Source organism: Frankia sp. KB5 (assembly GCF_002099325.1).
Taxonomy (GTDB): Bacteria; Actinomycetota; Actinomycetes; order Frankiales; family Frankiaceae; genus Frankia; species Frankia casuarinae.
This window is the reverse complement of sequence record NZ_MRUJ01000089.1, coordinates 1-23,196: the sequence shown is the minus strand read 5'-3', so window position 1 is coordinate 23,196 and position 23,196 is coordinate 1. Positions and strand designations below refer to the sequence as shown.

General features: G+C 71.8%; 14 protein-coding genes, 1 tRNA gene and 1 pseudogene. 7 read left to right on the top strand and 9 right to left on the bottom strand.

Going from position 1 to position 23,196, the window contains the following annotated elements; all coding sequences use genetic code 11:
• Positions 1-12 precede the first annotated feature (12 nt).
• The 5 genes from KBI5_RS10340 to KBI5_RS10320 all read left to right on the top strand — a co-directional run bounded on the left by KBI5_RS10340 (position 13) and on the right by KBI5_RS10320 (position 11,290).
• On the top strand, positions 13-1,902 hold the full coding sequence (locus KBI5_RS10340; protein WP_011437790.1) for an FHA domain-containing protein: 1,890 nt from the start codon (positions 13-15) through the stop codon (positions 1,900-1,902).
• Positions 1,899-3,023 (top strand): hypothetical protein, encoded by a 1,125-nt coding sequence (locus tag KBI5_RS10335; RefSeq protein ID WP_070982440.1) that lies wholly within the window; start codon positions 1,899-1,901, stop codon positions 3,021-3,023. Before KBI5_RS10340 ends, KBI5_RS10335 begins: the two co-directional genes overlap by 4 nt.
• Complete coding sequence (locus KBI5_RS10330) at positions 3,020-8,293, top strand: hypothetical protein (RefSeq protein ID WP_085015113.1); 5,274 nt, start codon at positions 3,020-3,022, stop codon at positions 8,291-8,293. Before KBI5_RS10335 ends, KBI5_RS10330 begins: the two co-directional genes overlap by 4 nt.
• Positions 8,294-8,539: 246 nt before the next feature.
• Positions 8,540-9,895, top strand: a complete 1,356-nt coding sequence (gene thrS / locus KBI5_RS10325; RefSeq protein ID WP_085015112.1) for a threonine--tRNA ligase — start codon at positions 8,540-8,542, stop codon at positions 9,893-9,895.
• 288 nt (positions 9,896-10,183) lie between these two features.
• On the top strand, positions 10,184-11,290 hold the full coding sequence (locus KBI5_RS10320; RefSeq protein ID WP_035909536.1) for a Vms1/Ankzf1 family peptidyl-tRNA hydrolase: 1,107 nt from the start codon (positions 10,184-10,186) through the stop codon (positions 11,288-11,290).
• Here the strand turns inward: KBI5_RS10320 and KBI5_RS10315 are convergent.
• Together KBI5_RS10315 and KBI5_RS10310 are read right to left on the bottom strand one after the other, a co-directional pair.
• Complete coding sequence (locus tag KBI5_RS10315) at positions 11,275-11,451, bottom strand: hypothetical protein (protein ID WP_235186951.1); 177 nt, start codon at positions 11,449-11,451, stop codon at positions 11,275-11,277. The two genes, KBI5_RS10320 and KBI5_RS10315, sit on opposite strands and share 16 nt — an antisense overlap.
• Before the next feature lie 189 nt (positions 11,452-11,640).
• Complete coding sequence (locus tag KBI5_RS10310; protein WP_085015111.1) at positions 11,641-12,978, bottom strand: bifunctional GNAT family N-acetyltransferase/ATP-binding protein; 1,338 nt, start codon at positions 12,976-12,978, stop codon at positions 11,641-11,643.
• Positions 12,979-13,392: 414 nt separating this feature from the next.
• On the opposite strand from KBI5_RS10310, the gene KBI5_RS10305 reads away from it, so the two are divergent.
• Positions 13,393-14,907, top strand: a complete 1,515-nt coding sequence (locus KBI5_RS10305) for an alkaline phosphatase PhoX (RefSeq protein WP_035909533.1) — start codon at positions 13,393-13,395, stop codon at positions 14,905-14,907.
• A gap of 189 nt (positions 14,908-15,096) precedes the next feature.
• On the opposite strand, the gene efeB is transcribed toward KBI5_RS10305, so the two are convergent.
• From efeB to KBI5_RS10285, 4 genes are all read right to left on the bottom strand, one after another.
• Positions 15,097-16,365, bottom strand: coding sequence for an iron uptake transporter deferrochelatase/peroxidase subunit (efeB, locus tag KBI5_RS10300; RefSeq protein WP_085015110.1), 1,269 nt, complete (start codon positions 16,363-16,365; stop codon positions 15,097-15,099).
• Positions 16,362-18,479 (bottom strand): iron uptake transporter permease EfeU, encoded by a 2,118-nt coding sequence (gene efeU / locus KBI5_RS10295; RefSeq protein WP_085015109.1) that lies wholly within the window; start codon positions 18,477-18,479, stop codon positions 16,362-16,364. The genes efeB and efeU overlap by 4 nt, the downstream gene beginning before the upstream one ends.
• Positions 18,480-18,957: 478 nt before the next feature.
• The gene (locus KBI5_RS10290) at positions 18,958-19,446 is read right to left on the bottom strand and encodes a YbaK/prolyl-tRNA synthetase associated domain-containing protein (protein WP_085015108.1); all 489 of its coding nucleotides are present in this window, start codon (positions 19,444-19,446) and stop codon (positions 18,958-18,960) included.
• Between the two features lie 666 nt (positions 19,447-20,112).
• Positions 20,113-20,475 (bottom strand): hypothetical protein, encoded by a 363-nt coding sequence (locus KBI5_RS10285; protein ID WP_085015107.1) that lies wholly within the window; start codon positions 20,473-20,475, stop codon positions 20,113-20,115.
• 393 nt (positions 20,476-20,868) lie between these two features.
• On the opposite strand from KBI5_RS10285, the gene KBI5_RS10280 reads away from it, so the two are divergent.
• Positions 20,869-20,945, top strand: a tRNA-Ile gene (locus tag KBI5_RS10280).
• A 254-nt stretch (positions 20,946-21,199) separates the two neighbouring features.
• On the opposite strand, the gene KBI5_RS10275 is transcribed toward KBI5_RS10280, so the two are convergent.
• From KBI5_RS10275 to KBI5_RS27325, 3 genes and pseudogenes are all read right to left on the bottom strand, one after another.
• The gene (locus KBI5_RS10275) at positions 21,200-21,403 is read right to left on the bottom strand and encodes a helix-turn-helix domain-containing protein (RefSeq protein WP_011437779.1); all 204 of its coding nucleotides are present in this window, start codon (positions 21,401-21,403) and stop codon (positions 21,200-21,202) included.
• Entirely contained in the window at positions 21,396-22,781 is a 1,386-nt protein-coding gene (locus KBI5_RS10270) for a replication initiator (protein WP_347272492.1), read from the bottom strand. Before KBI5_RS10270 ends, KBI5_RS10275 begins: the two co-directional genes overlap by 8 nt.
• A gap of 168 nt (positions 22,782-22,949) precedes the next feature.
• Positions 22,950-23,196: pseudogene (locus KBI5_RS27325) on the bottom strand (cell division protein FtsK); the annotation flags it as partial.

Genomic DNA, 23,196 nt, shown 5'->3' with positions numbered 1-23,196 from the left:
GGTAGGAGTCCCATGTCCTCGACGACGGTGCTGTTCGACGTCAGTAACATCACCCGGGACGGTTCGCCGGGCAGCTTCGCGCAGATCGGTCTCGGCTGCGCGCACGGCGCACGCTGCCCGCGCCGGTGCGGCGTGACCGCGCGGCTGTTCGCCGTGGAGGCCGCCGCCCGCCGTGCCTTCGGCGCCGACGCGACCTTTCGCTATGTGGCCGACAACAGCCTGCGCGGCCTGCTTGACGACCTCGCTCCGCTGCAGCGGTACTACCGTGACGGCGCTCTGGCCTGGGCGGCCGAGGCCGACGACATCCTGCTGGAGGAGGCGAGGGCCGTCGGGGGGAAGGTCGTCAGCAAGGACAACTTCTACGGCAAACGCAACATCGACGCCCACGCGTGGATCCAGGGCGACGCCTCGACCTTCTTCGGATGGAAGGTGCTACCCGCCGCCCCGGCGGGCGAGAACGTGAAACTGGTCCGCCGGGCGATGAACCGGATCGACACCGTCACCTGGGAGCGGGCCGCGCGGCAGGACGAGGTGAAGGCGTCGGGCCTGCGGGGGCGACCGGAGGTCGTCGCCGCTGCCCGCGCCAACGCCTATCGCTGCGTGACCCCCGACTGCGTGAACGCCCGGCTGGGGCCGCTCGTGTCGCCACCGATGCGCGTGGCGGGGCGCGGCCAGGGCGCCCGGCTGGTCTGTCCGCTGTGTCGACGCCCGGTCCAGGAGATCGAGACGGATACTGGGCAGGCGGTCGGGGACGCCTCGGGCGCGGCGTCGCCTGTGCCCTCGGCGTCGCCCATGCCCCCCGCGCCGCGGGACGCGCCGGCCCCCCGGGGAGCGACCGAGCCCCTGGACCTGGATGCCCCGGACCGGCAGGCGGGCCATGGCGAACCCGGGGAGGGAAGTCGCAGGACCCTGGCGGACGCGCTCGGGGACGCGCTCGCGGACGACGCCACGATCTTCGATGCTCCCGCCTACATCCCGCCCTCGGGCACCGTGGGGGCGCCGACCATCGTCGGCCTGCCCGTGCCGTCCGGCGCCGGGTGGGATGCCAGGGTGGTGGCGGGTCCGGTCGTGCTGAGGATCGAGGGTGGCGGCACCCATCGTCTCGTGACGTTGGAGGTGGGCACCACGGTCGTCCTTGGGCGCCATCCCGACCACAACCTCGGCTCGGAGCAGCTCGTCGACGTCACGGCCGGGCTCGGTAGCAGTTACGACTACATCAGCACCCGGCACGTGGAGATCACCCTCACGGCTGCCGGCACGGCGATGGTGGTCGACCGCTCCCACAACGGCACCAGTCTGGGCGACGACCGGCTGGTGCGTGACCTGCCCCGGGAGTGGCGTTTCGACGTCCCGCTCCACCTGGCCGGGTCGCTCGTGCGGGTCGGCCGGGTCAACGCGGCTGGGACGGCTGGGGCGGCCGAGGCAACCAGGGCGGCCGAGGCAACCAGGGCGGCCGGGCGACCGGGCGGAACAGGCTGGCGGCTGACCGTCCGGCGCGGCGACGGCTCGTCGTTCGACACCCCGAACGTGGGACCCGGTGAACGCATTGTGCTGGGACGGCAACCGAACGCCGTGCAGCGGACGGCGGACGACCTGATCGTCGTCGACGTCTGCGACCGGCTGCAGATCGACGCCGCCGGCCGGGTCTCGCGGCGCCATCTGATGGTCGGCAACGAGCGCGACGGGACGGTGACGCTCACCGACCTGTCGACGAACGGCTCGTGGGTGGGTGCCCGGCGGCTGACGCCGGGCGTCGCCGAGAGGTGGGACGGCGAGGAGCCGGTCTGGCTGGTCCGCGACGTCGTGGGTCTGGAAGTGCATGTGACGGGACCCTGGCCGGCCGGCGGGGTGCTCGGGAACGGCGGACCTGGCGGCGGTGGGGTACCCGGAGGTGGCCGGTGAGTACGGTCGCCTCTGATTTGGAGATCGTCGAACGGTTGCGTTACGGGGCGTCCTTCGCGTCGGTGCCGCGCACCTGGGGCCGTGGCCGGTACCGCTGCGTGCGTCATCTCGCCGAGGGCGGCCAAGGTTACGTCGAGCTCGCCCGGGACGAGTGGAGCAACGCCCTGGTCGTCGTCAAGGGCGCATGGTGGGGCGGCCGCGACCACGACATCAATCCCGAGTACGCCAGGACCCAGTACGAGAAGCGCTCGATCGACGTCGAGGACGCGGTCGCCGTGCAGGCAGCGCTCGGCGAGATCACCCACGGGGTGCCGGCCCTGGTGGACGTCGTCTACGGGCCCTCGCCGACCCGGCACGACCATAACGCGCTCGTGACCGGGGGCAACGAGCGGGAGGTCGAGCGGTACAACCGTGAGGCGTTCATCGTCATGCAGTTCATCGGTGACATCGGGCAGATGGTGCCCACCACGCTTGACTCCCGGGTCACCGAGTCCGGCCCGCTCAGCGCCCGCCAGGTCGTCGAGCTGGCCGACCAGATCAGCGCCACGCTGGAGGCGATGCACACGATCCGACCGCAGCGGCTCTACCAGCACGAGGAACGGATCAGGGGGTACTGGGTCCACGGCGACGTCAAGCCGGAGAACATCCTCGTCGCTGGTGACCCACCCCGGTACTCGCTCGTCGACCTGTCGACGGCGGCGATCGTCGAGCCGTCGGCCAAGGTCATGCCCACCACCGCGACCCCGGGCTACGCCCCGCCGGGAGCCGAGCCGCTCAGCCCGCAGTACGACCTGCACTGCCTGGCGGCCACCCTGCTGTTCGCGCTGACCGGTGACCGCCCGGATGACTGGCTCGGCGGGGCGACCGAGGCCAGGTCGRCCGCGGACGCCGCCGGTTCCCGGGCTGATGCCGAGGCGCGGGACGAGAAGCTGCGGCAGCTGCGGGGTGAGCTCGCGGCCCGTCGCGTGCACCCCATGCTGATCCGCTTGATCACCGACTGCCTGCCCGCCGATCCGCGTTTCCGGCTCGGCACCGCCACCGTGCTACGCGCGGAGATCGCCGCGGTGCGTACCGCGCTGGTCGCCCGCGAGGTCCTGTCGGATGAGGAGCCGCAACCGTGAGCTGGTGGAACCGGAGCGCGTGGGGGAGCCAGCCCGACGGCGAATCGAGGTCGAACCCGGGGGCGGCCCCGGACCACGGAGCGGGCTCGAACGGCGGGGCCTTCCAGGGCGGTCGGACGGGATCGACCGGCGCGGCGTCTTCGGGTGGTGGCGGGTATTCGGGGAGCGCGGCGTCTTCGGGTGGTGGCGGGTACCCGGGCGGCACCGCGGGCCCCGCCGGCGCGGACGACTTCGACGACTTCGACGACTTCGCGGACCCCGAGCCGCTCCCCGCCGGACCCGCCGGCGCGGACGACTTCGACGACTTCGCGGACCCCGAGCCGCTCCCCGCCGGACCCGCCGACGGTGCCGCGCAGGCGCAGCGGGGACACCGCCCGGCGCGGACCGCAGGCGCGCGGTCCGCGCCGGGCGCGCCGCCGGCGGAAGTGGCGGAAGTGGCGGAAGTGGCGGACCAGCGTCCGGCGGTCGTGGGCCGCAGCGGCCGGACCTGGCGGGAGATGCCCCGGCGGATCCGCGGCGCCGGGGCCGACTGCCGGGTACGCCTGGTCAGCCTCGCCGGGCTGGGCTTCGGCGCCCTGCGTACGGCCGGCGCGGGCGGCCCGTCGACGCTACGGGTCGGCATGGAGCTGCTCTCGCTCGGCAACCCGCTGACCCCCCTGCTGCTCGACATCGTCGACGGCCCCGACGGGGTGCCCACGGGCTACGAGGCGCCCACGGGTTACATCACGAGCTGGGCGGCCGGCCCGCTCACCGACCCGCTCGAGCGGCAACGCGGCGACGACAGCATGGCCGCGCAGCTCGCGAACGGCGAGTTCGTTGCCCCCGCGGACGTCATGGACATGCTCGCCCCGCTCGGCGCGCTGCTCGACGACGCCGCGACCCAGCTCGGCGTCGTTCCCGTCGAACTCAGCCCGGATCATCTCGTGCACTGCCGGGGATCGCTGCGGCTGGTCGGGTATGGCCGCCACGGGTACGCGCCGGCCCGGGGGGTGATCCCGCCCGCGTCCGAACGTAGCCAGGACACGGTGGAACTGCTCGGCGACGACGTCCCGGCACCGGACGCCCCGCTGGAGGAGTGGCGGGCGGCGCAGGCCCGATCGCTGGCCCGGCTGATCGGGTGGTTGTCCACCGGCCGCCGACCGACCGCCTACGGCGCGGTGACGGGCGGGTCGCGGGCGACGCGCGAGCAGGCGGTGGACCGGTACCTGCGGGGCTGCGGGATCGACGMCCGGGTTGCCGACCTGCAGCCCGGCCGGCTCCGGGAGGAGCTCACGACGCTGGCCGCCGCGGCGCGGCGCGCGAAGATCACCGAAGATCTCGCCGCCTCCGACGTCATCATCGCCTACCATCACGACACCGCGGCCCGTGGCGGGTTCGGCGACCGCAACCCCCGCTTCGAGCGGGGCCTGGTCGGCGGGACGTACCTGGGCACGGTCGACCGGGTCGACCCCCGGTTCGTCGTGATGAAGCTCAGGTACGGCGTCCGGGTGTTCGTGCCGCGCTCCGGCACCGGGTTCGACGTCGATCTCACCACCGTCCTGCAGGCCGGTGAGCAGCGCCCGGTGACGGTGCGCCGTTTCGACGAGACGCTCACCCCGCGTGGCGATCCCAAGGGCCTGCGGGGAGTGTTCGCGCCGACGGGGACGGAGGTCATGACAGCCGAGCGCCGGGTCAACCCGGAGCCGGTGCGCCTCGCGGCGAGCCTACAGTCCGGGCGGGCGGCGGTCGGCGTGGCCGCCTTCGAGGCCGCGGACCTGTCCAGCCCGCTGGCCGGCCTGCTCGGCGGTTCCGGCTGGCTGCTCTGCCCGCCCGACGACCTCGCCCGGACCCTGGTTGCGCTGCGACGCCTGCGGTCCGCGCATCGGGCACCGGACGGCGCGGTGCCCGATCCGGCCCGGATCATCGCCTTCGGTGTCGACCCGGCGGCTCTGACCGAACCGAAGGTTCTGGCGAGCGCCGGCCAGCCGGTGGAGTTCGCGCTGCCGCTGCTCGACGAGGACGGCCAAGCCCACGCTCCGCGCGCCTGGCGGGACCTGCCGCTGGTCGATGACGTCTCGTTGCAGGGGCTGCGCAGGCGCATCGGAGCGACGGCGGGGCAGAGCGCGGCCCGGCGGCTGTTCGCCGCGGCCTTCGCGCACCTGCTGGTGAACCCGGACGAGAGTGCCCTCGCGGCCGACACCGGCAGCCCGCAACGCGGTGGGCGTAGCGCAGTCATGACGATGCTGCAGGAGATCGGTCGGGCGTTCGCCGGGCGGCCGGACCTGATTGTCACGGTCACCGCGGAGCTCGCCGAGCAGCAGAGCGTCCTGGCGGCCCGGGACAGCGCGAAGATGCTCGACGAGCTCGCGGCGGTCCTGCGGCCGCTGCCGGCCGAGCGCCGGATCGTCATCGACGTGATGCGGCTGGTCAGGCGGGAGCGGATCCGGCCGGAGACCCGCCGGATGCTGCTCGCCGAGACGCTGCCCGCGATCGGTGTCCTCACCGGTTGCTGGGGTGACGTCTGGCAGATCACCGCGGTCGGCCTGACCGAGCTGACCGAGGCCCTCGAACGGGTGGCCGCGACCGGGCAGGTGCTGGCCCGGGCACCCCGACTTGACCGCGACGCGGTCGTCTCGCTCGCGGTCGCCGGCGCGGCGCCGGCGGTGGTGCGGTGCGCGCCGCTGCTGCCCGTCGATCTGATCCGGGAACTCACGGAACGTGCCCGGGTGACGCCCGAGGTGCTGCGGGGGGGAACCAGCCCGGTGAGTGGGCGGCCCGGCAGCGGCATCGTCCACCGGATCGAGCTGCTCGCGCGGGCCGGCGCCGATGCGGTGCCCGGACTCACCGAGGACGAGGTCCGCCGGTTCGTGCTCGACGGCGGTGTGGACGGCGGTGTGGACGGCGGTGTGGACGGCGGCGTGGACGGCGGCGTGGAGGGCGGCGTGGAGGAGGGCGCGACTGCCTCCGCCGAGGACGTGTCGGCCCCGGTCGCGGACCCGCGGGCCGCATTCGCCGACACCCTGGTCGTCGCCCGTGACCCGGACTGGATACCGGACTGGTGCGCGGCCCTCGCGGCCGCCGGCGGGCTGGCTGCCGACGAGGTGCGGGACCGGGCGATCGAGGAGAACCTCCTGGCCGGACCGGGTCCGGTGCCGCCGTCGCGGTGGGACCCCGACATCGCCAGGTGCCTTGCCGAACGGTGGGAGACGACGAGCCTGGCCGAGCTGATCGAGCTCGGGCGGGTGCTGGCCGCGGGTGACCTGCTCTGGATCCGCTCGGTGGCCGTCACGGTCGGGGTGTCCGTGTCGGAGGTGGTCGACGCGGCACTCGCCCAGCGCCTGCTCGGCCAGGCGCGGCCACCGTCACCATCCGACTGGTCCCATGCGGACGTCGCCTCCTACCTCACCGAACGGTGGACCGCGGTGCCGTTGGTGGCGTTGCTCGACGTGGCCCGGGACCTGACGCGGTCGAGTGTCGGCTGGCTGCGCGCGGTGGCCGACGCCGCCGCGGTCCCGGTTTCCAGCGCGATCGACCGGGCCGTCGCGGAGGGCGTCCTTGGCGAGGCCTCGCCGACGGACGCGGCGCTGCCGCCGCTGATCGCCGGTTACGTCGCCGCACGCTGGGACGAACGGTCGCTGCGGGACATCATGGCGACGGTCCGGGTCCTGGTGGACGGCGACCTGGAGTGGCTGCGCTCCTTCGGCGCCGCGCTCGGCGCGAATCCGGGCGACCTCGTCGACGAGGCCGTCACGGCGGGCCTGCACCAGGCCGACCCGCCGCCCGATCCCGTCTGGTGGGCCGATCCGCGCGTCGTCGCGTTCGCGCGATCCCGGTGGGGCGTCCTGCCGCTCGACACCCTGCTGAAGATCGTCCGATGCCTCGCCGTCGAGGACATCGTCTGGACCACGCAGTTCGCCGAGCTTGTCGCGGCGGACCCGTCGACGGTGATTGAGACCGCCTTCCAGGAGAACCTGCTCGGCAGGCCGGGCATGTCGGCGTGGGCGGTGGCCCTGTTAGACGACGACGTCGTCGGGCTGTACCTGTCCCGGCGTTGGGGCATCCATCCGCTCGCCGAGACCCTGAACAGGGCCAGCCTGATCGGGGCGGCGCGCGACTGGCTGGTCCGGCTCGCCCGGATGTCCGGACAGGACGTGGCCGACGTGCTCGACACCGCGATCGCGGAGGGCGTCCTGCGCCGCGGGGCGCCCTCCGCCCCCCCCTCGCTGGAGGGTGTCTCCGCGCCCTATCTGGCCGCCCACTGGGGCACGATGCCGCTGCCCCGGCTGCTCGTCGAAGCGGCGCGCGCGGCCCGGGGCGAGTCGGACCCCACGGGACCCCTCACCACCGGTCCGGCGGGGCCGGCCACCACGGGTTCATCCGGTTCATCCGGTTCGTCCGGTCGGGTTGCCGGTTCGTCCGCGTCCTTCGCGGCGGAGGTCGCGTCGCTGGTCGCGCTCGACCCGGCTACCGTCGCCGCGACCTGCGGTGCCCGCCTGGTGCGGGTGGCCGCCGCGCTGCACGGGGCGCCGCGCCTGGTGTCGGCGCTGGGCGCGTTGGACCCGCCCGCCCGGGCCTGGTTGTTGGCGGTCGCCGACCTGCTGCCCGCGGGCGCGGCCGAGGTGGATCTGGCCGTCGCCGCCACCACGGACGACCCGGTCGCCGTGGTCGGCCTGGCTCTGGAGCACGGCATATCGGTGACCGAGGCCGCTGCCGCGGCCGCGTGTCTCGGCCGGGTACCCGAGGCCGACCGGCCGGTGCTCGCGCCGCTCGGGGGGCTGCTCGCCCGGATACCCGTGGCCGTGCTGGCGACACTCGCCTCGCTCGACCTGGAACCCGCGGTGCGCCGGGCCCTGGCCGACGTCGAACAGGCACATCCGGGCGCCGTGGACGTGGTCGCGCGGCACGGGGCGTCGGCGGCGACCATTGTCACCGGGCCCCGGTCGCAGGCGATGATCTCGCTGCTGCAGCGGATCGAGCCGACACCGGGACTCGTGCCGTGGATCCTGACCGCGGGTCCCGAGGCGGCGGTCGCGGTCGCCACGGCCGGTCCCGGTGTCATCGACGTCGCCGCCCGGGCCGCCGACGCCTGGCGGCGCGGCGACGTCACCGGCCCACTCGCCGCAATCAAGGCCGCCTGGGAGGCGACCGGCCCGACGGACCGGGTCTGGCCCGTCCCGGCCGCGGGCGTCAGCCGCCGGGGTGACAACCTCATCCGGCTGGCCATCACCGTCTATCCCCTCGCGGCGCGGGGACGTTCGGCCAGTGAGATCCTGAGCATCCTCGCGCGCTGACCCGCGGCCACCCCGCCCGCTACCCGCCCGCCCACCCCGCTGTCACGCATGCCGCCGTCACGCACGCCGCCGTCACCGCTGTCGTCATTGTCACCGCGGCGGGGGCGGCACTGCTAACCTGGACGACATGCAGCGCGCTGGCCTGACGACGACGCCGGAGAGTGTCCCGGCGCGCTGACAGCCGTTCTTCTGTCGAAGCCCCGGGGTGGATGCCCCGGGGCTTCGCCTTGTGGTCACCCGCCCTACCTGCCGCGAGGTGAGGAGACCACGGTGTACGACCACCGCAAGCTCGGTCGCGAGCTGGAACTTTTCGATACCGACCCGCTGATCGGGTCGGGTCTGCCGTACTGGCTGCCCGCCGGTGCCGTCGTACGGCACACCCTGGAGGAGTACATCCGTGGCGTGGAGCGTCGGGCCGGTTACCGGCACGTGTACTCGCCCGTGCTGGGCAAGCGGGAGCTGTACGAGATCTCCGGCCACTGGTCCCATTACCGGGACGACATGTTTCCGCCGATGGATCTCAGCGGGGAGCGGCTTGGCGGGGAGCGGCTTGGCGGGGAGCGGCTTGGCGGGGAGCGGCTTTGCGGGGAGCGGCTTGGCGGGGAGCGGCTTGGCGGGGAGCAGATGGTGCTGCGGCCGAGCCTCTGCCCGCACCACGCGTTGATCTACCGCTCCCGCGCGCACAGCTACCGCGATCTCCCACTCCGGATGGCCGAACTGGGTGGCATGTACCGCTCCGAACTGTCGGGGGTACTGGGCGGGCTGACCCGGGTGCGGGCGATCCAGCTGAACGACGCGCACATCTTCTGCGCTCCGGAGCAGGTCGCCGACGAGGCGCGCGCGGCGCTGGAGCTGATCCGCGAGGCCTACGGCGCGTTGGGTGTCAGCCCGGCCCGCTACCGGCTCTCCCTGCCGGGGCCGGGCGGGAAGTACGTCGGCGACCCCGGCATGTGGCGGCGGTCCGCCGCCCTGCTGACCGAGGTCCTCGACGCCGCGGGGGTGGCCTACGAGGCCGTGGAGGGGGAGGCGGCCTTCTACGGCCCGAAGATCGACGTTCAGATCGTCGACAGTGCCGGCCGTGAAGCCACCCTGTCCACCGTGCAGATCGACTTCCATCAGCCAGAACGGTTCGATCTGCGCTACGCGGGCCCGGACGGCGCGATGCGCCGGCCGGTCATGGTCCACCGCAGCGTTATCGGCAGCGTGGAGCGGGCCGTGGCCCACCTCATCGAGTCGCACGGCGGTGCCTTTCCACCATGGCTTGCGCCCGTGCAGCTGGTGGCCCTTCCGATCTCCGACGCCGAGGTACCCCACGCCCTCGCGCTGGTCCGGCAGGCGGCCGACCGGGGACTGCGGGCCGAGGCCGCCGGTCCGCAGCGCGGCACCCTGGGCGCGCGGGTCCGGGCCGCTCGTCTGGTGCCCTACCAGGCGATCATCGGTGCCCGGGAGGCAGCCGACGAGCGGGTCTCCCTGCGGTTGCGGGACGGGCGCCGCCTAGAGGCCCGGCCCGCCGCGGAAGTCCTGGCCGGCATCGACCTCCTGACAAGCGCGCACAGCACTGATCTATGGACCGATCCCCGGGGACAGGCCGGGGGCAGGTAGGGAATTCGGCGTTTGCCGACGATGTTTGCCGACGATGTTTGCCGACGATGCCGATCATTGAGGCCGGCGAAGAGTCGAACTCGAGCCGATTCGGACCGTCAGCAGCAATATATACCGGCCGCGCCCGGATGAAGTCCTGGCGGGTGGCCGACGGTCCGTCGCGCCGATGATGGGTATGGCTGGGAGCAACCGAAGAGGCCGGACCGAAGAGCCGGTCGGTGCCCATCCTGGACCCTGGAGGATCGGCTCGCCGACCGGCGGGAGCGGAGAACAGGAGGCCGCGGTGCCGTGATCCCAGATGAGGAGATCAACGAGTTGTTCGCCGTCCCGAGCCCGTGCGCGACGCTGTACCTGGGCCTGTCCGATCAGATGGACGGGATTGCGGCGGATCGGGCGGTCCGGTGGCGGCGCCTGCGCGACAGCCTGGCCGCCGACGGGGCGGATGGCGCGACGCTGGGCGCGTTGGACGAGGTTGTGGCGTCCCTCGGCCCGCAGAACGCCGCTCTCGCGGCGTGCGCCGCGGATGGCAGGGTGGTCTGGTGTCATCGGCTGCGACGGAAGGTGGCGGACCGGGCCGTCTGGGGCTCGCTGCCCTGCACGTTGCCGATGCTTGCCTACCGGCAGAGCAGCGTGCCCTGTGTGGTCGTGCTCACCGACCGGACGGGCGCCGACCTGCGGGTGGCCGGGGACGGACTGCGGTTCGCCGGTGAGGTCGTCGGCTCCGACGACGAGATCGAGCGCAATGCCCCCGGCGGCTGGTCGCAGCGCCGCTACCAGGATCGTGCCGAGGACTCGTGGGATCACAACGCCGCGCAGGTCGCCGAGGCGGTGACCGAGCTGACCGAGCGGGTGGACGCCGCGCTGGTGGTTCTCGCGGGAGACGTCCGGGCCGTGCAGCTGCTGCGCAAGCATCTGCCGCCCCGGGTGACCCCGCTAGTCCACCAGCTCGAACACGGGGGACGTCACCCCGGGCGGAGCGACCGGTTCCATTCCCAGGAGGTGCGGGAGCTGGTCGAGGCCGAGGTTCGCGACCGGACCCGCGCCGTGCTCGACCGCTTCGCCGAGGACCGCGCACACGGCCGGGCGGTCGACGGGGTGCCCGCGACGTTCGCCGCGCTCGTCCGCGCTCAGGTGGGCACGCTGCTCGTCGTCGACGACCCCGGCGACGACCGGGCCGCCTGGTACGGGCCGGAGCCCGGGGACGTCGCCACCGAGCCGGGCGCGCTGGCCCGGCTGGCCCGCCGGGCCGGGTCACCACCGACCACCGGCCGGTTGGCGGATCTGGCCGTGCGGGCCGCTTGGGGCACCGGCGCGGCCGTGCGGGTCCTGCCCGCCGATCTGCCCGGCGCACCGACCGACGGTCTCGGTGCCCTGCTGCGCTACCCGTCCCCGTGACCTGTGTCGAGCGCGTCGATGAACTGCAAAGACGACGGGGTGGCGACCACCCGCACGTCCCAGCCGGCGGACCGCACCTGCCTGACGAAGGCGGGAAGGTCCCCGGCGGGGTACCCGCCACCGCAGGCGACTACGTAGAGATTGCGATTTCCGTCGGTCATGGCGAAACCTCATTGTGGTTGGGTTGGAAGATCGCTGCGGTTTTCGTTTCGTCGAGAACTCTCCCGTGTCGCGCCTCGTCATCGGGGCAGGAAATACTTTTCTATATCGAAAAATCAAAAGTTATCAACACCCGGATCCGGGTGCGAGGCGGATCCGGGTGCGGGTCGTCCCTGCAGGGGCGGGGCAGGTCAGATCCGGGTGAAGGCCTCCGCGTCACGACGGAAGCGGTCCAGCTCGGTAAGACTGATCGTCGGCCGGGCCAGCCGGGCGGCGTCCAGCAGGTCCTGTGTGCTCAACGGGGTCACCGTCGGGCCGTGGCCGCCCCCGCCGCTTTCCRCTCCCGCCCCGGTGCCGACCTTCACCCCGTCGGCGGCCCGGTGGAAGGCGGCGGCAGCGGAGCGCTRCACGACCGCCGAGAGATCGGCCGGCGTGAACAGGTCGGTGGCCGCGACGACGGCGTCCAGATCGATGTCCTCCTTGTTTGCGACCCGGTCGAGCAGCCCATCGAGCAGCACCCGGCGCCCCTTGGCGTCCGGCGGTCCGACGGGGAGGACGAGATCGAACCGGCCGGGCCGGATGAACGCGGGATCCAGCGCCGAGACCGCGTTGGTCGCGCAGATCAGCAGCCGGCCCTGCACCCCGCGGAACTGCGGGATCGCCTTGAGCAGTTCGTTGACGACGGACTGGTTCTCCGGTCGGGTCTCCCGCGACTGGGCGATCTCGTCGACCTCGTCGATGAACACGACGACCCGCTCGACCCCCATGAGGTCGTTGATCGCTGACCGCAGCTCGGCGGCGAGCCCACTGCCGCCGGAGGCCAGCCGTGAGGGCAGCAGCTCGACGAACGGCCATTCCAGCCGGGCGGCGACCGCCCGGGCGAAGGACGTCTTACCGGTGCCGGGCGGCCCGAACAGCAGCATCGCCGTCGGGATGACGACTCCGTACGCCTCGGCGAGCTCCCGTTCCCGAACCGGCAGCAGCAGCCGCTTCTCGATGAGCGCGCGCTCCTCCTCCATCCCGGCGAGGTTGGACCACTCGGAGGCGCTCAGCAGCGCGCCGCCCCACCGCTCGACGGTGGAGACGTCCGCCGGGCGCAGGGGAATCTGCTTGTCATAGAGTACCTGCCCGGTAGCGGTGAAGCCGCGGTTGAGGAACGCCTCCTCACCCGGCTGCCCGGGGGTGATCAGCGTGGTGATCCGCCGGCAGCCGGCGTGCAGGAGCAGGTTTTCCACGCTCTGCAACAGGCTGGAACCAATGCCGTGGTGACGCCAGGCGGGCGCGATGGCGACCGTGAGCACCCGGCCTTGGCCGCCCTCCTTGCGCCCGACCGCGGCACCGACGAGATGCTCGCCCGCGACGGCGACCACCGCGGGGGACTCGGTCTCCGGGAGTTCGTGCCGCAGCGCCAGCACGGTGTCGGTGAGGTTGATGGGCGGGCCGCCCGGGGTGCTCCTCACTTCCTCCAGCAGGCGTACTGTCGCCGCGTAGTCGACGGTCTCGTAGGGACGGATGTGCCAGATGGGCACGCTGGCTCCTTCAAGTCGGTCACCGACGGATCGTCGACTCGACAATGCCCTTCTGCTCCGCCCCGATCAGCAGGGACTGACGAAGCTTTCTGACGGGACCTTGGGACCGCCACCCCCGGCCGAAGGCAATCTCCGTGCCTGTATGTGYCCTCCCTGGGCGGGGCAGCCCCTACTCCTCCAGCCTTGCCGGCAGCTGTTCGACGAGTGACGCGAAATCACCGGCGCTGAGAATCAGGTTGAGCATAAGGCGGGTTCCCCCGCCGGGAATACAGGGTGGCAGGGGCCGATGCGGTGTCGGTCGAGGCGCGGTCGCGGCCGGTGGACCGTTCGCTCATCACAAGGCCACGATGCGGCCGTGACACGTTGGCCTCTCCGTAAAGGGGCGGTAACATCACGTTCCTAGGGTTGCGCGTCATGAGCGAGTTGACACGACGTAATCTGTTCCGGCACGGCACGGCGGCGGGGGCCGTGGTGGTCCTGTCCGCCGAAGCGTTCAACCTGCTGGCGGCGAGCCCGGTGGGCGCGGCGACGGGAGGCTACGGGCCGCTGGTGGCCGACCCGGCCGGCAAGCTCGATCTTCCCGCCGGCTTCCATTACAAGGTGATCGCGAAGGCCGGTACCTGGGGTCAGGCGCCCTACAACGAGCCGTTTGACCGGCTCGACGATCCGGGTAGCCCGCCGTACCCGACCAAGTTCGACGGCACCGGCTCGTTTCCTGGGACGCAGGGCGGGACGATTCTGGTGCAGAACCACGAGCAGGACGCGGTGAACCCGGGCGCGCAGTTCACGCCGGTGGTGCCCAAGACCACCGGGGCCGCGGTGTACGACGGGTCGGCYACGAACGCGTTCGGTGGCACCACGAACATCGTGCTGGACGTCAACGCGAACGTGCAGCGTCGCTACGTGAGCCTGGCCGGCACGATCCGCAACTGCGCCGGCGGGGTCACCCCCTGGGGTGCGTGGCTGACGTGCGAGGAAACAGAGTCGATCATCAGTGGTGGCAAGCGRCACGGCTATGTCTTCGAGGTCGACTCGCTGGGCCGCCGCACCACCGGGGCGCCGTTGACGGCGCTGGGCCGCTTCGCGCATGAGGCGGTCGCGGTCGATCCCAAGACCAACTTCGCCTACCTCACCGAGGACGCGAGCGGCCCGAACGGCCTGCTCTACCGGTTCCGCCCGACCCGGGCGACGGGCCAGTTCGGTGACTACGCGGCGGGCGGCTGCCTGGAGGCGCTGCAGGCCTGGACCGCGGCCGGCAACCCGATCGACGACCTTTCCCAGATCACCAAGGTCGGCACCAGCCTGACAGTGAAGTGGGTGCCGGTGCCTGCTCCCGACCCGGACGGGACCGACGCCTCGCCCTCGATCCGCAAGCAGTTCGCCTACCCGGGCCGCCCCGCCACCCTGGCGGCGGCCAGCCCCGACCGGGTGACCCGGTCGAAGAAGTTCGAGGGCGCCTTCTGGGCCCGGGACGCGGCCTGGATCAACGCCAGCTATGCCAAGAAGGCCGACCTGCCCGCCTCCGTCAGCTACCCCGCGCTGCCCCCCACCGTCCACGATGGCCAGGTGTGGAAGTACCAGCCCGCCGCCGAAACCCTGACTCTCGTCGCGCTGCTGCCGTCCCACGAGGCCGCGGACGACTACGACACGCCCGGAGTCTTCGACGGGCCCGACAACCTGTGCATCACCCCGCATGGTGGGGCGTTGTTGTGTGAGGACGGCGACGGGCTCAACTACGTCGTCGGTCTCGACCGCCAGGGCAGCCCCTTCGCCTTCGCCCAGAACAAGATCCTGTTCCAGGATGGTGCCGACAAGATCTACCGGGAGTTCGTCGGCTCCTGCTTCTCCACCAACGGCCGTTACCTGTTCGTCGCCACCCAGGACCCGGGCATCGCCTACGCCGTCACCGGCCCCTGGCACACCGTCTGATCTCACCCGAGGCCTGATCTCACCCGCGGCGGCCCGGCCGTCCGTCCCCAGGCGCGGTCGGCCAGGTCTCGCGGTCGGCCAGGTCTCGCGGTCAATGGCCCGGGCAGGCGGGGGCCGGGCAAGGGGCAAGGCGGTGCCAATCGAGGTGATCACGCACCGCCGGGCCGCGGCCCATAGCAGCGACGGCGCTCAGGCCAGCAGCGACCGGCCCAGGTGGTCGCTCGCGTCCCGGACACCGGGGAGCACGAAGAAGTAGCCGCCACCGGTCGGGCTGATGTAGTCGACGAGCGGCTCGTCGATGAGCCGGGTCTGCGTCGCCTCGAACTGCCGGATGATGTCCTGCTGGTAGCAGCAGAAGACCAGGCCCATGTCGAGGTTGCCGTTGCTGTCTGTTCCCCGGTCGTAGTTGAAGCCGCGGCGCAGGATGCGGGAGTTGTCGGTGGCCGCGGTGCGCGGGTTGGCGAGCCGGATGTGCGCGGTGAGCGGGATGGCCGTGCCCTTGGGGTCGCGGGCGTAGTTGGGAATGTCGGTCTCCGCGGTGCCGTCCAGCGGTGCCCCGGTGTCCCGTCGCCGGCCGATCATCGTTTCCTGCTCGTTGAGGGAAACCCGGTCCCAGAATTCCACCAGCATCCGGATGATGCGGACGACCTGGTAGGAGCCGCCGGTGGTCCAGCGCGGCTCGCCCGCACCGTCCACCCAGACCAGCCGGTCCATGTCGGCGGCGCTGGTCACATCGGGGTTGACGATGCCGTCCTTGAAACCGAGCAGGTTTCGCTGCGCGCCGGCTGGCCGGGGCTGGCTGTGGAAGCCGTCGATCCGCCACCGCAGTTGCATGCCGCCGCGGGTGTGCCGGGCGATGTCGCGCAGCGCGTGCAACACCGTGTCCCGGCTGTTCRCACACAGCTGCAGGCTGAGATCGCCGTGGCAGTCGGCGGGGTTCAGGTTGTCGTTCGGGAAGGTACGCATCGGCGCCAGCCGCCGGGGACGCCGGTCGGCCAGGCCGAACCGGCCGTCGAACAGGGAGGCGCCGACCCCGACCGTGACGGTGAGCGCGTCCGGGGGCACGGTCGGCCCGAGGACCCCGCTGTCCGACGGTGGGGCGACGGTGCCCAGGTCGGCCGGAGCACCGCCGGCGGTGAGGAACCGGGCCCGGGCGGTGATCGTCTTGAACAGGTCGGTGAGCGCGGCCCGGTCGTCGGCGATGACGTCGAAGGACGCGAACATGGCCGCGGCCGGCTGCGGGGTGAGGATCCCGGCCTGATGCACGCCGTGGAAGGGAACCACCTCGTCGGAGCTTCCGCTGGCGGCCGCGGCGGCCGGCGCGGCGGTGGTGAGCACCGCAGCGCCGGTTCCGGCCGCGACGGTGGTGGCGCTGCCCGCGGCCGCGGCGCCCGCGGCGAAGGCTCCGGCGAGGAAGGAGCGGCGTCCCATCCGCCCGCCGTCGGACCCGGGGCTCATCCGGTACTCCTGATCTCGAGGATGTCGGGGATCGGTGCGAGAGTCTCCAGCAGCGCGCCCAGGCTGCCGTTCAGCTTCTGCCGGTCGGCGAGTGGCAGCCGTCCCGGCGGGATCCAGGTGCCGTGTGGGTTGCCGACCCGCCGCACCAGCGCGCCGAAGGCGCCCAACTGCTGGCGGGCCGCGGTCAGCGCGGCGGGCGACCGGGTCTGCAGCACCGGCGCGATCACGGTGAGCAGTTCCCGGGTGCCGTCCACGTTTGCGCTCGCGGTCGCCAGAGCCGTGYCGCTGCCCTGATCGGCGGCGCCGGTGAGCTGGAACTGCAGCGTGTTCTCCAGCACTTCGTGGGTGCGCAGGGCCAGGTCGTTCGGATCGAATTCCTGGGTGGGGAATGCCGCCCGCAGCCCCGCTACGTCGCTGGACAACCCGACCGCCGACGCGGCCAGCGAGGCGGCCKACTCACCGTGCCACAGCCCGTACTCGATCCGGTAGAAGCCGGTGAAGTCTGGGTCGTGCACTCCGCCGGGCAGCCCGGCAGGCAGTCCGTTGATCTTGGAGTCGAAGTCCCCGAAGGTGCCGTAGGCGGCGCCCAGGCGCTCGTAGTCGAGGTGGGCGGGCAGCCAGTCCCGGCGGGCCGCGTCCAGGTCGCCGTGTTCCACGTCCGCGCGCAGCGTGTCGACGCTGCCCTGCAACGTCACCAGGCCGACGGCGACGAAGGCGCGGTAGCCGCGCAGCGGGCCGCTCATGGTCTCTGCCGTCACGGGGAGGATGGAGGCGGCCCCGCTGGCCGCGCCCGCCACCCGTTGACTCGCGGACAGCAGCCGCTTACCGCCGTCCGGCAGGCATTCCCAGGCATAGGTGCCCCCGCCGATGGTGGCCGACAGGGTTCGGGTGGTTCCGGGCGCCAGCAGTTCGATCTCCGCATGGATGGCACCGGTCGCCGGGTCGATGAGGCGGACCTCCGCCGTTTGGGCGCTGCTGTTGTGGACGGTGAACGTCTGCCTGCCCGACCGGGGCGCCGCCCAGCCTGCCGCGCAGGAGCCGCCGGTCACCTCGATCGTCCCGCCGCTGCCGCCGCTGGACGACGGGCCGAGCGCGAGGATCGTGGCGCCGGCGGCGAGGGCCRGCACCGCGACGATGGCGGCCGGCAGCGCCCACCGCGGCAGCCGGTGGCCAGCCGACGCCCCCGTCGGGGCCGGCGGGGGCGTCAGGGGCGTCGGGGCCGGCGTGCGATCGGAACTCTTGGCGGCGGGGACGGCGGCCGGTTCTCCTGGCTGGGCTGGCTGTGCTGGCTGTGCTGGTTGGGGGGCGCGGGTGCCGCGGACGAACAGGGCCAGTACCACCACCAGGTAGGCCAGGTAGCCGGTGACCTGCAGCGCCGTCATCCGCGGAGTGATGTTGAAGACGCCCTCGACGAGCCTGGCGTACCAGGAACTCGGGTCGAAGGTGGTCCGCAGGTCGAACAGGACCGTGTCGAAGCCGGGGAGGGCACCGGCCTCCTGGAGGTCGCGCAGACCGTACCCGGCGACACCCGACGCGACGACGATGAGCCCGATGCCGGTGAACGTGAAGAACTTGGTCAGGTTGATCTTCACGGCGCGGTAGTACATCCCCACGCACAGCCCGGCGGCGATGAGGAGCCCGGCCGCGGCGCCGATCAACGGACCGGCCGACTCGCTGGCGCCGCGGGTGGTCGTCCAGATGAACAGGGAGGTCTCCACACCCTCCCGGGCCACCGCCAGGAAAGCGGTCAGGATCAGCACGCCGGGCCCGAGTGCCAGCGCGGCGGTGACCTTGCCCTTGATCTCGCCGGACAGGGCGCGGGCCGACCGCCGCATCCAGAAGATCATAACGGTGACGAAACCGACCGCTACGAGGCTGAGGCTCCCGCTGAACACCTCCTGCGCCGCCGTGGACATGGACGCGGCGGCAAATGTCAGCACGGCGCCGAAGCTCGCCGACAGGGCGATGGCGGCGAGCACGCCCGTCCACACCAGCGGCAGGCGGGAGCGTTCGTCGGCGCGGACGAGCGTCGCGACCAGGATCGAGACGATCAAGCCTGCCTCGAGGCCCTCGCGCAGCCCGATGAGCAGGTTCGGGAGCACATCACCCCACACGTCCGATTCCTTTCGGTCCGCCGCGTAGCCGGCTTCACGGAACGTACCAGAGACGGAGGTTAGCCTAACCTGCTTTAGGTGAACCTTACTTAGGATTATGGATCAGTAACTGGCAACCGGCGGGGTGGGCATGATCGTCGGGATCGGTTGTGCTCGCCTGGGTAGAAGCTCACTGCGGGTGRCTCTGTCCGCACCTCGCAAACAGTCGTGGCGCGGAGAGCCCAGGAGAGCCCAGGAGAGCCCAGGGCACGCTGAGCCCAGCTGGAAAGGGGTTCACCGGCATGGTCAAGATCTCGGCCCCCTTCGCGGCAGAGATCGATCTCGGTCAGCTCCGGTACCCATCCTTCGCCGGTGGTCCGGAGGTCCGGTGGTCCGGAGGTCCGGTGGTCCGGAGGTCCGGTGGTCCGGAGGTCCGGTGGTCTACGAAGGAGTGCCGAGTGCGACGGGCCGGGGCGCTGGCTCCTGGCCGCCCAGGGCGTCAGGCGGCGATGGGCGCGACGGTCGGCCGGGCCAGCACCAGGTAGTCCGAGACGGACAGGGCGACGGACAGGTCGAGCCGTCCGGCGTTGAAGTAGATCTCGTCGTGGATAAGCAGGCCTTCGTCGACGATGAGGTCCAGCTCGGGGGAGAAGACGAACGGGGTGATGGATCCGCTGACGCTGCCCGCCAGACGTTCGGCGACCTCACGGGCGGCGAACGAGGCCTCTCGGCCGCCATACCGGTCGGCCAGYGCGTTCAGGTCGACCCGACGGTCACCGGGGACCACGGCGAGCACGTAGCGCCGGGAACGCCTGCCCGTTGCCACCCGCACCACGAGGGACTTGGYGGCCTGCTGGAGGGGGTGGCCACGCAGCCGGCTGGCGACGTCGGTGTGACCCTCGGGCGGATGCGGGATCATCCGGTAGGACACCGAGCCGGACTCGAACAGATCGGTCAACCGCCGGAAGACGTCTCGGTCGTCACGCATCCGCCCCACTCCAAGGGCGAGTGACGGCAGGTTGGGGGTGGCTCGGACGACAAAGCATTGCGCCTCCGCGGTCAGAGATGGTGAACGGACAGCCGACAGTTACCCGACGGCGCGCATGGCATGGCGCCAGGTCGACCGGGTACACGATTGCGCACGGCCCTTTCAACGCACAACGTTCTGCCTCGATCACCTCGTTGATGGACGCCCGGCTGCCGGCGTGCGGTGGAACGCACTCTTCGTCTTCCGGCCAATCCTCGGCGTTGAGCAGCAGTGGATGGGGGTATTCCCGGGGCGCCCGGCCAGGCAGAGCACCGTTTGGCCGGGGCTAATCCGCGGTTTTCAAGCTTACGCCGGGGCCGGTGCGGCGCGAACACCCGACTCCGGCGACAACACGCGTGTTCAACTGCGCCACCGCTGCAGTCGAACATCCTGGTGTTTACCTGGGAACCTTGACGAGACACGACTCGAAAGTTCCACTCGTGATGGGCGGTGCCCGGCTCGCCGTACTCTCCGAGAGGCACTATGAGGTATGAGCCGTTTGTGAAGGCACCAATAGTGACACCCGGCGGTCCCTGCCGGAGCGGCCTTCGTGTCCTCGGTGCCATCTACAGTACAGTCGGCTGGGTTGACCGGCTGGGAGGTGGCCTGAGGTCCGCGCCCTCGCTGTCAGGCGAGGAGGTCGAGGAGTTCGGTGAGTGAGTCGATGATGTGGTCGGGCCCGGCTGTGTGCAGGGTGCGGGTGTAGCCGTTGGTGATGGCGACGGTCTGGTAGCCGGTCGGCGGGGTTGCTGCGGGTGTGGCGGCTGTTGTCGACGACGTAGTGGGTGCGGACCGGCCGCTGATCCGGGACTGGCTGAACCCCTCGATGGAGGAGGCTAGGCGGTCCTGGCTGACATGGTCCCATTTGCGCATGAGCAGGAACGCGGCGTCGAAGTCCCGGCCGCGCAGGGCGTCGGCCATGTCGKCGCGGTACAGAAGCTCGGCGGAGGCGGTGTAACGCTGCCAGGCGGATTCGGGATCAGCGGTCATTCATCGCTCTTCGGCAGGCGGCAGATCGGGACAAGCCGCGTGAGCGGATCAGCACGGTGAGCATAGCCGGGGGATGTCGTCTCGGCATCACAAGTCCGGATCGAGCGGTCAAGCGGCGCCGGACAGGCGCTGACCTGGGCATGTCGCCGGGACGGCGGCGGCGCCGGAATGCCGTCGACCCGGGACGCCGTCGATCCGTGCCGCCGTCGATCCGTGCCGCCTCGGCATTCCGTGGTCGTCCACTTCCGGTGAGTCTTGTTCTTGGGCTCCTCTCCGCGGCCAGACGAGCGGACGCATGCCACCCGGCGGTAGCCGTTAGGCTGTACGTCGTCGATGTCCTCCACGCTGTGAGACGTCCTCCACGCTGTGAGACGCTGGGGGGGATCGATCCAGGGGGCGGTAGCTCAGCCGGTTAGAGCAGCGGACTCATAATCCGTCGGTCGTGGGTTCGAGCYCCACCCGCCCCACCAGAACCCTTGYAGCACAGGCGATTCTCGCGCAGCAGTCGATTTTCCTGCAAGGTCATCCCGTACTTATCCCGTACTTTGAGTGGATCAGTCGACGTCTTTCGATCTTTGTCGTTGCTGGTTTCCGGCCGTCTTCCACTCGGTCTCCGGACGCCGGCCGGACGGGTCGACCTGACGGGGAACATGATGCACGTCATGTTCCCCGTCAGGTCGCCCGGTACGAGGGACGCTGGCCGGGCGGCGTGGGGCGCACAGGTTTACTCGTGAGTCTGGTTACCGCAGGTAGTCAGCCAGGTCGTGACGTCCTGTTCGCGGTAGCGGACGTGCCGCCCGACCTTGAGGGACGGCGGTCCGTCGCCGGTGGTGCGCCATTTGTAGATGGTGTTGACGGGGACACCGAGGTAACGGGCAAGGTCGTGCACGGTCCACAGGGGTGCACGCGCGGGTGTCTGCTCAGGCATCGTCGTCTCCGCCGCGGGTGGTCGGGGTTAGGGTCGCGCGGTGGGATGGGGGTCCGTGTCCGCTCCGGCTGTGTGCATCGATGTCGGGGGTTGTGCCCCGTCCGGCGTAGCGCCAGGTGCTGAGGATGGTGGTGCGGGGGTCGTTGTCGGGGCGGCTGGAGGCGTCGCCGACCGGACGGCCTGCCAGGACGGCGCCGATGGTGCGTGCCCAGGTGCGGCGTGCGGCGCGCAGTGTGCCGAAGGTGGTGGAGTACCGGCGGCTCTTGGAAATCCAGTGTCCGCCCCAGCCGAACGCGTGGGACCAGCGGATCAGAGCGGGGAGACGGCCGGGTTGCCGTCCGGTGGCTTCGTCGAGTGCCGCGGTGAAGTCCTCGTCCTGGCCGAGCTGCCAGCAGGTTTCCACCATCCGCCGGGCGTGGGGGTTGAGGGGGATGCGGGCGAGATGCCCGAGGCTACGTACGGGCCGGTCGAGCAGGCCGCCGGCGGTGACACTCTTGGTGAGGTACTTGGCGAGGTAGTTTGCGATCTTCCCGCTTGTGGCGGGTCCGTCCAGGGTGATGGGGCGTAGGTCATGCTGGTCACCCCAGCGCACGAGGGTCACGCCGCCGGGGTGGTTCGGGTCGGGAGCAGGTATGGCCACTTCCCCGAGGACTGTGCGCAGGCAGTGGGCGACAAGCTTTGTTGTCGCCCACGCGGGTGGTGCCACGAGGTCATTCGGGTTCTCGCCGCGCCCGTCGATCCGGATGACGGCGTGTAGGTGGACCAGGCCGCGGGCCTGCATTTCCGCTGCCTTCACGCAGGTGATCCGTATGACGCGGCGCAGACCGGCCACCGTCAACCCCGCCGCCGCCGCGACCGCCGATTCCATTCGATCCCGGGTGACCTTCCATAGCATCGGCGCGAGACTGTTCCACGTGACCGCGCCCGGATAGTCGAAGCAGTCCGGGCACAGCGGYKKTCCGAGCRWSSGATCCCCGTCCCSGTGCCGGGCGTGRCAGCCCGCCGGCCGTCCATGCGGGCATTCGCCCCGCCGAGGCCGGCACGCCCGCGCCTCRCCCCGCTTCCCYYKGSWSCGGCGGGAGTGCACCGSSCCGAAACTCGGSGCGGTCAACGTCACGAACAGCGCCGGATGACCGCTGACCGTGTCGGGCACGCTCGTGCCACCGGCCAGCCCGGACAGCACGATCCGCCGGGCGTCTCGCTGGTAGAGCTTGGAGCAGGAGGGGCAGACGGAAGCGCGCCGGTTGTTGCACCGCACGTGTACCACCCCGCCCGGCTGTCCGGCTGAGGAGAACGCCCGACGTACCTCCCCGGTCGTGATGTCCACATGATCGGTGTGGCCAGCGAGGCGGATGGGGTGTGTGCAGCCCCCGGCCACCGTCCCTTCACCCGGTTTGGTCACGGTATCGATAGGGCGTGTCACTGTGGGTGGCTCCTTGTGGGCAGGGTCGAGCCGCCCGACGCCGGCAGCGGTGTCCGGGGGGGCACGACGAAGGAGAAAAAGGGGAAGGGTGCCGGGCGGCCGGGGTCCTGGCCGGTGGGTGATTTAGCCGGGTTCGCCGGGGAAGTGGGCTTCCCAGGCCCGCCAGGCGGCTTCGGCTTCGGGACTGCCGTCGTCCGCGTCGATCGACGGGGGTGCGGGGGGTAGAGCGGGGGGTGGAGGTGACCGCCAGCCGCGGAGCGGGATCGTCGGATCGTCTTCCTCCCCGGCTTTCCCGCCGCCTTGGACGCTGCCGGGTGCCCCCGGTCGGGTGCGGCCTACCGGGGGCGGGGGGAAAGCGGTCAGGTCGGGG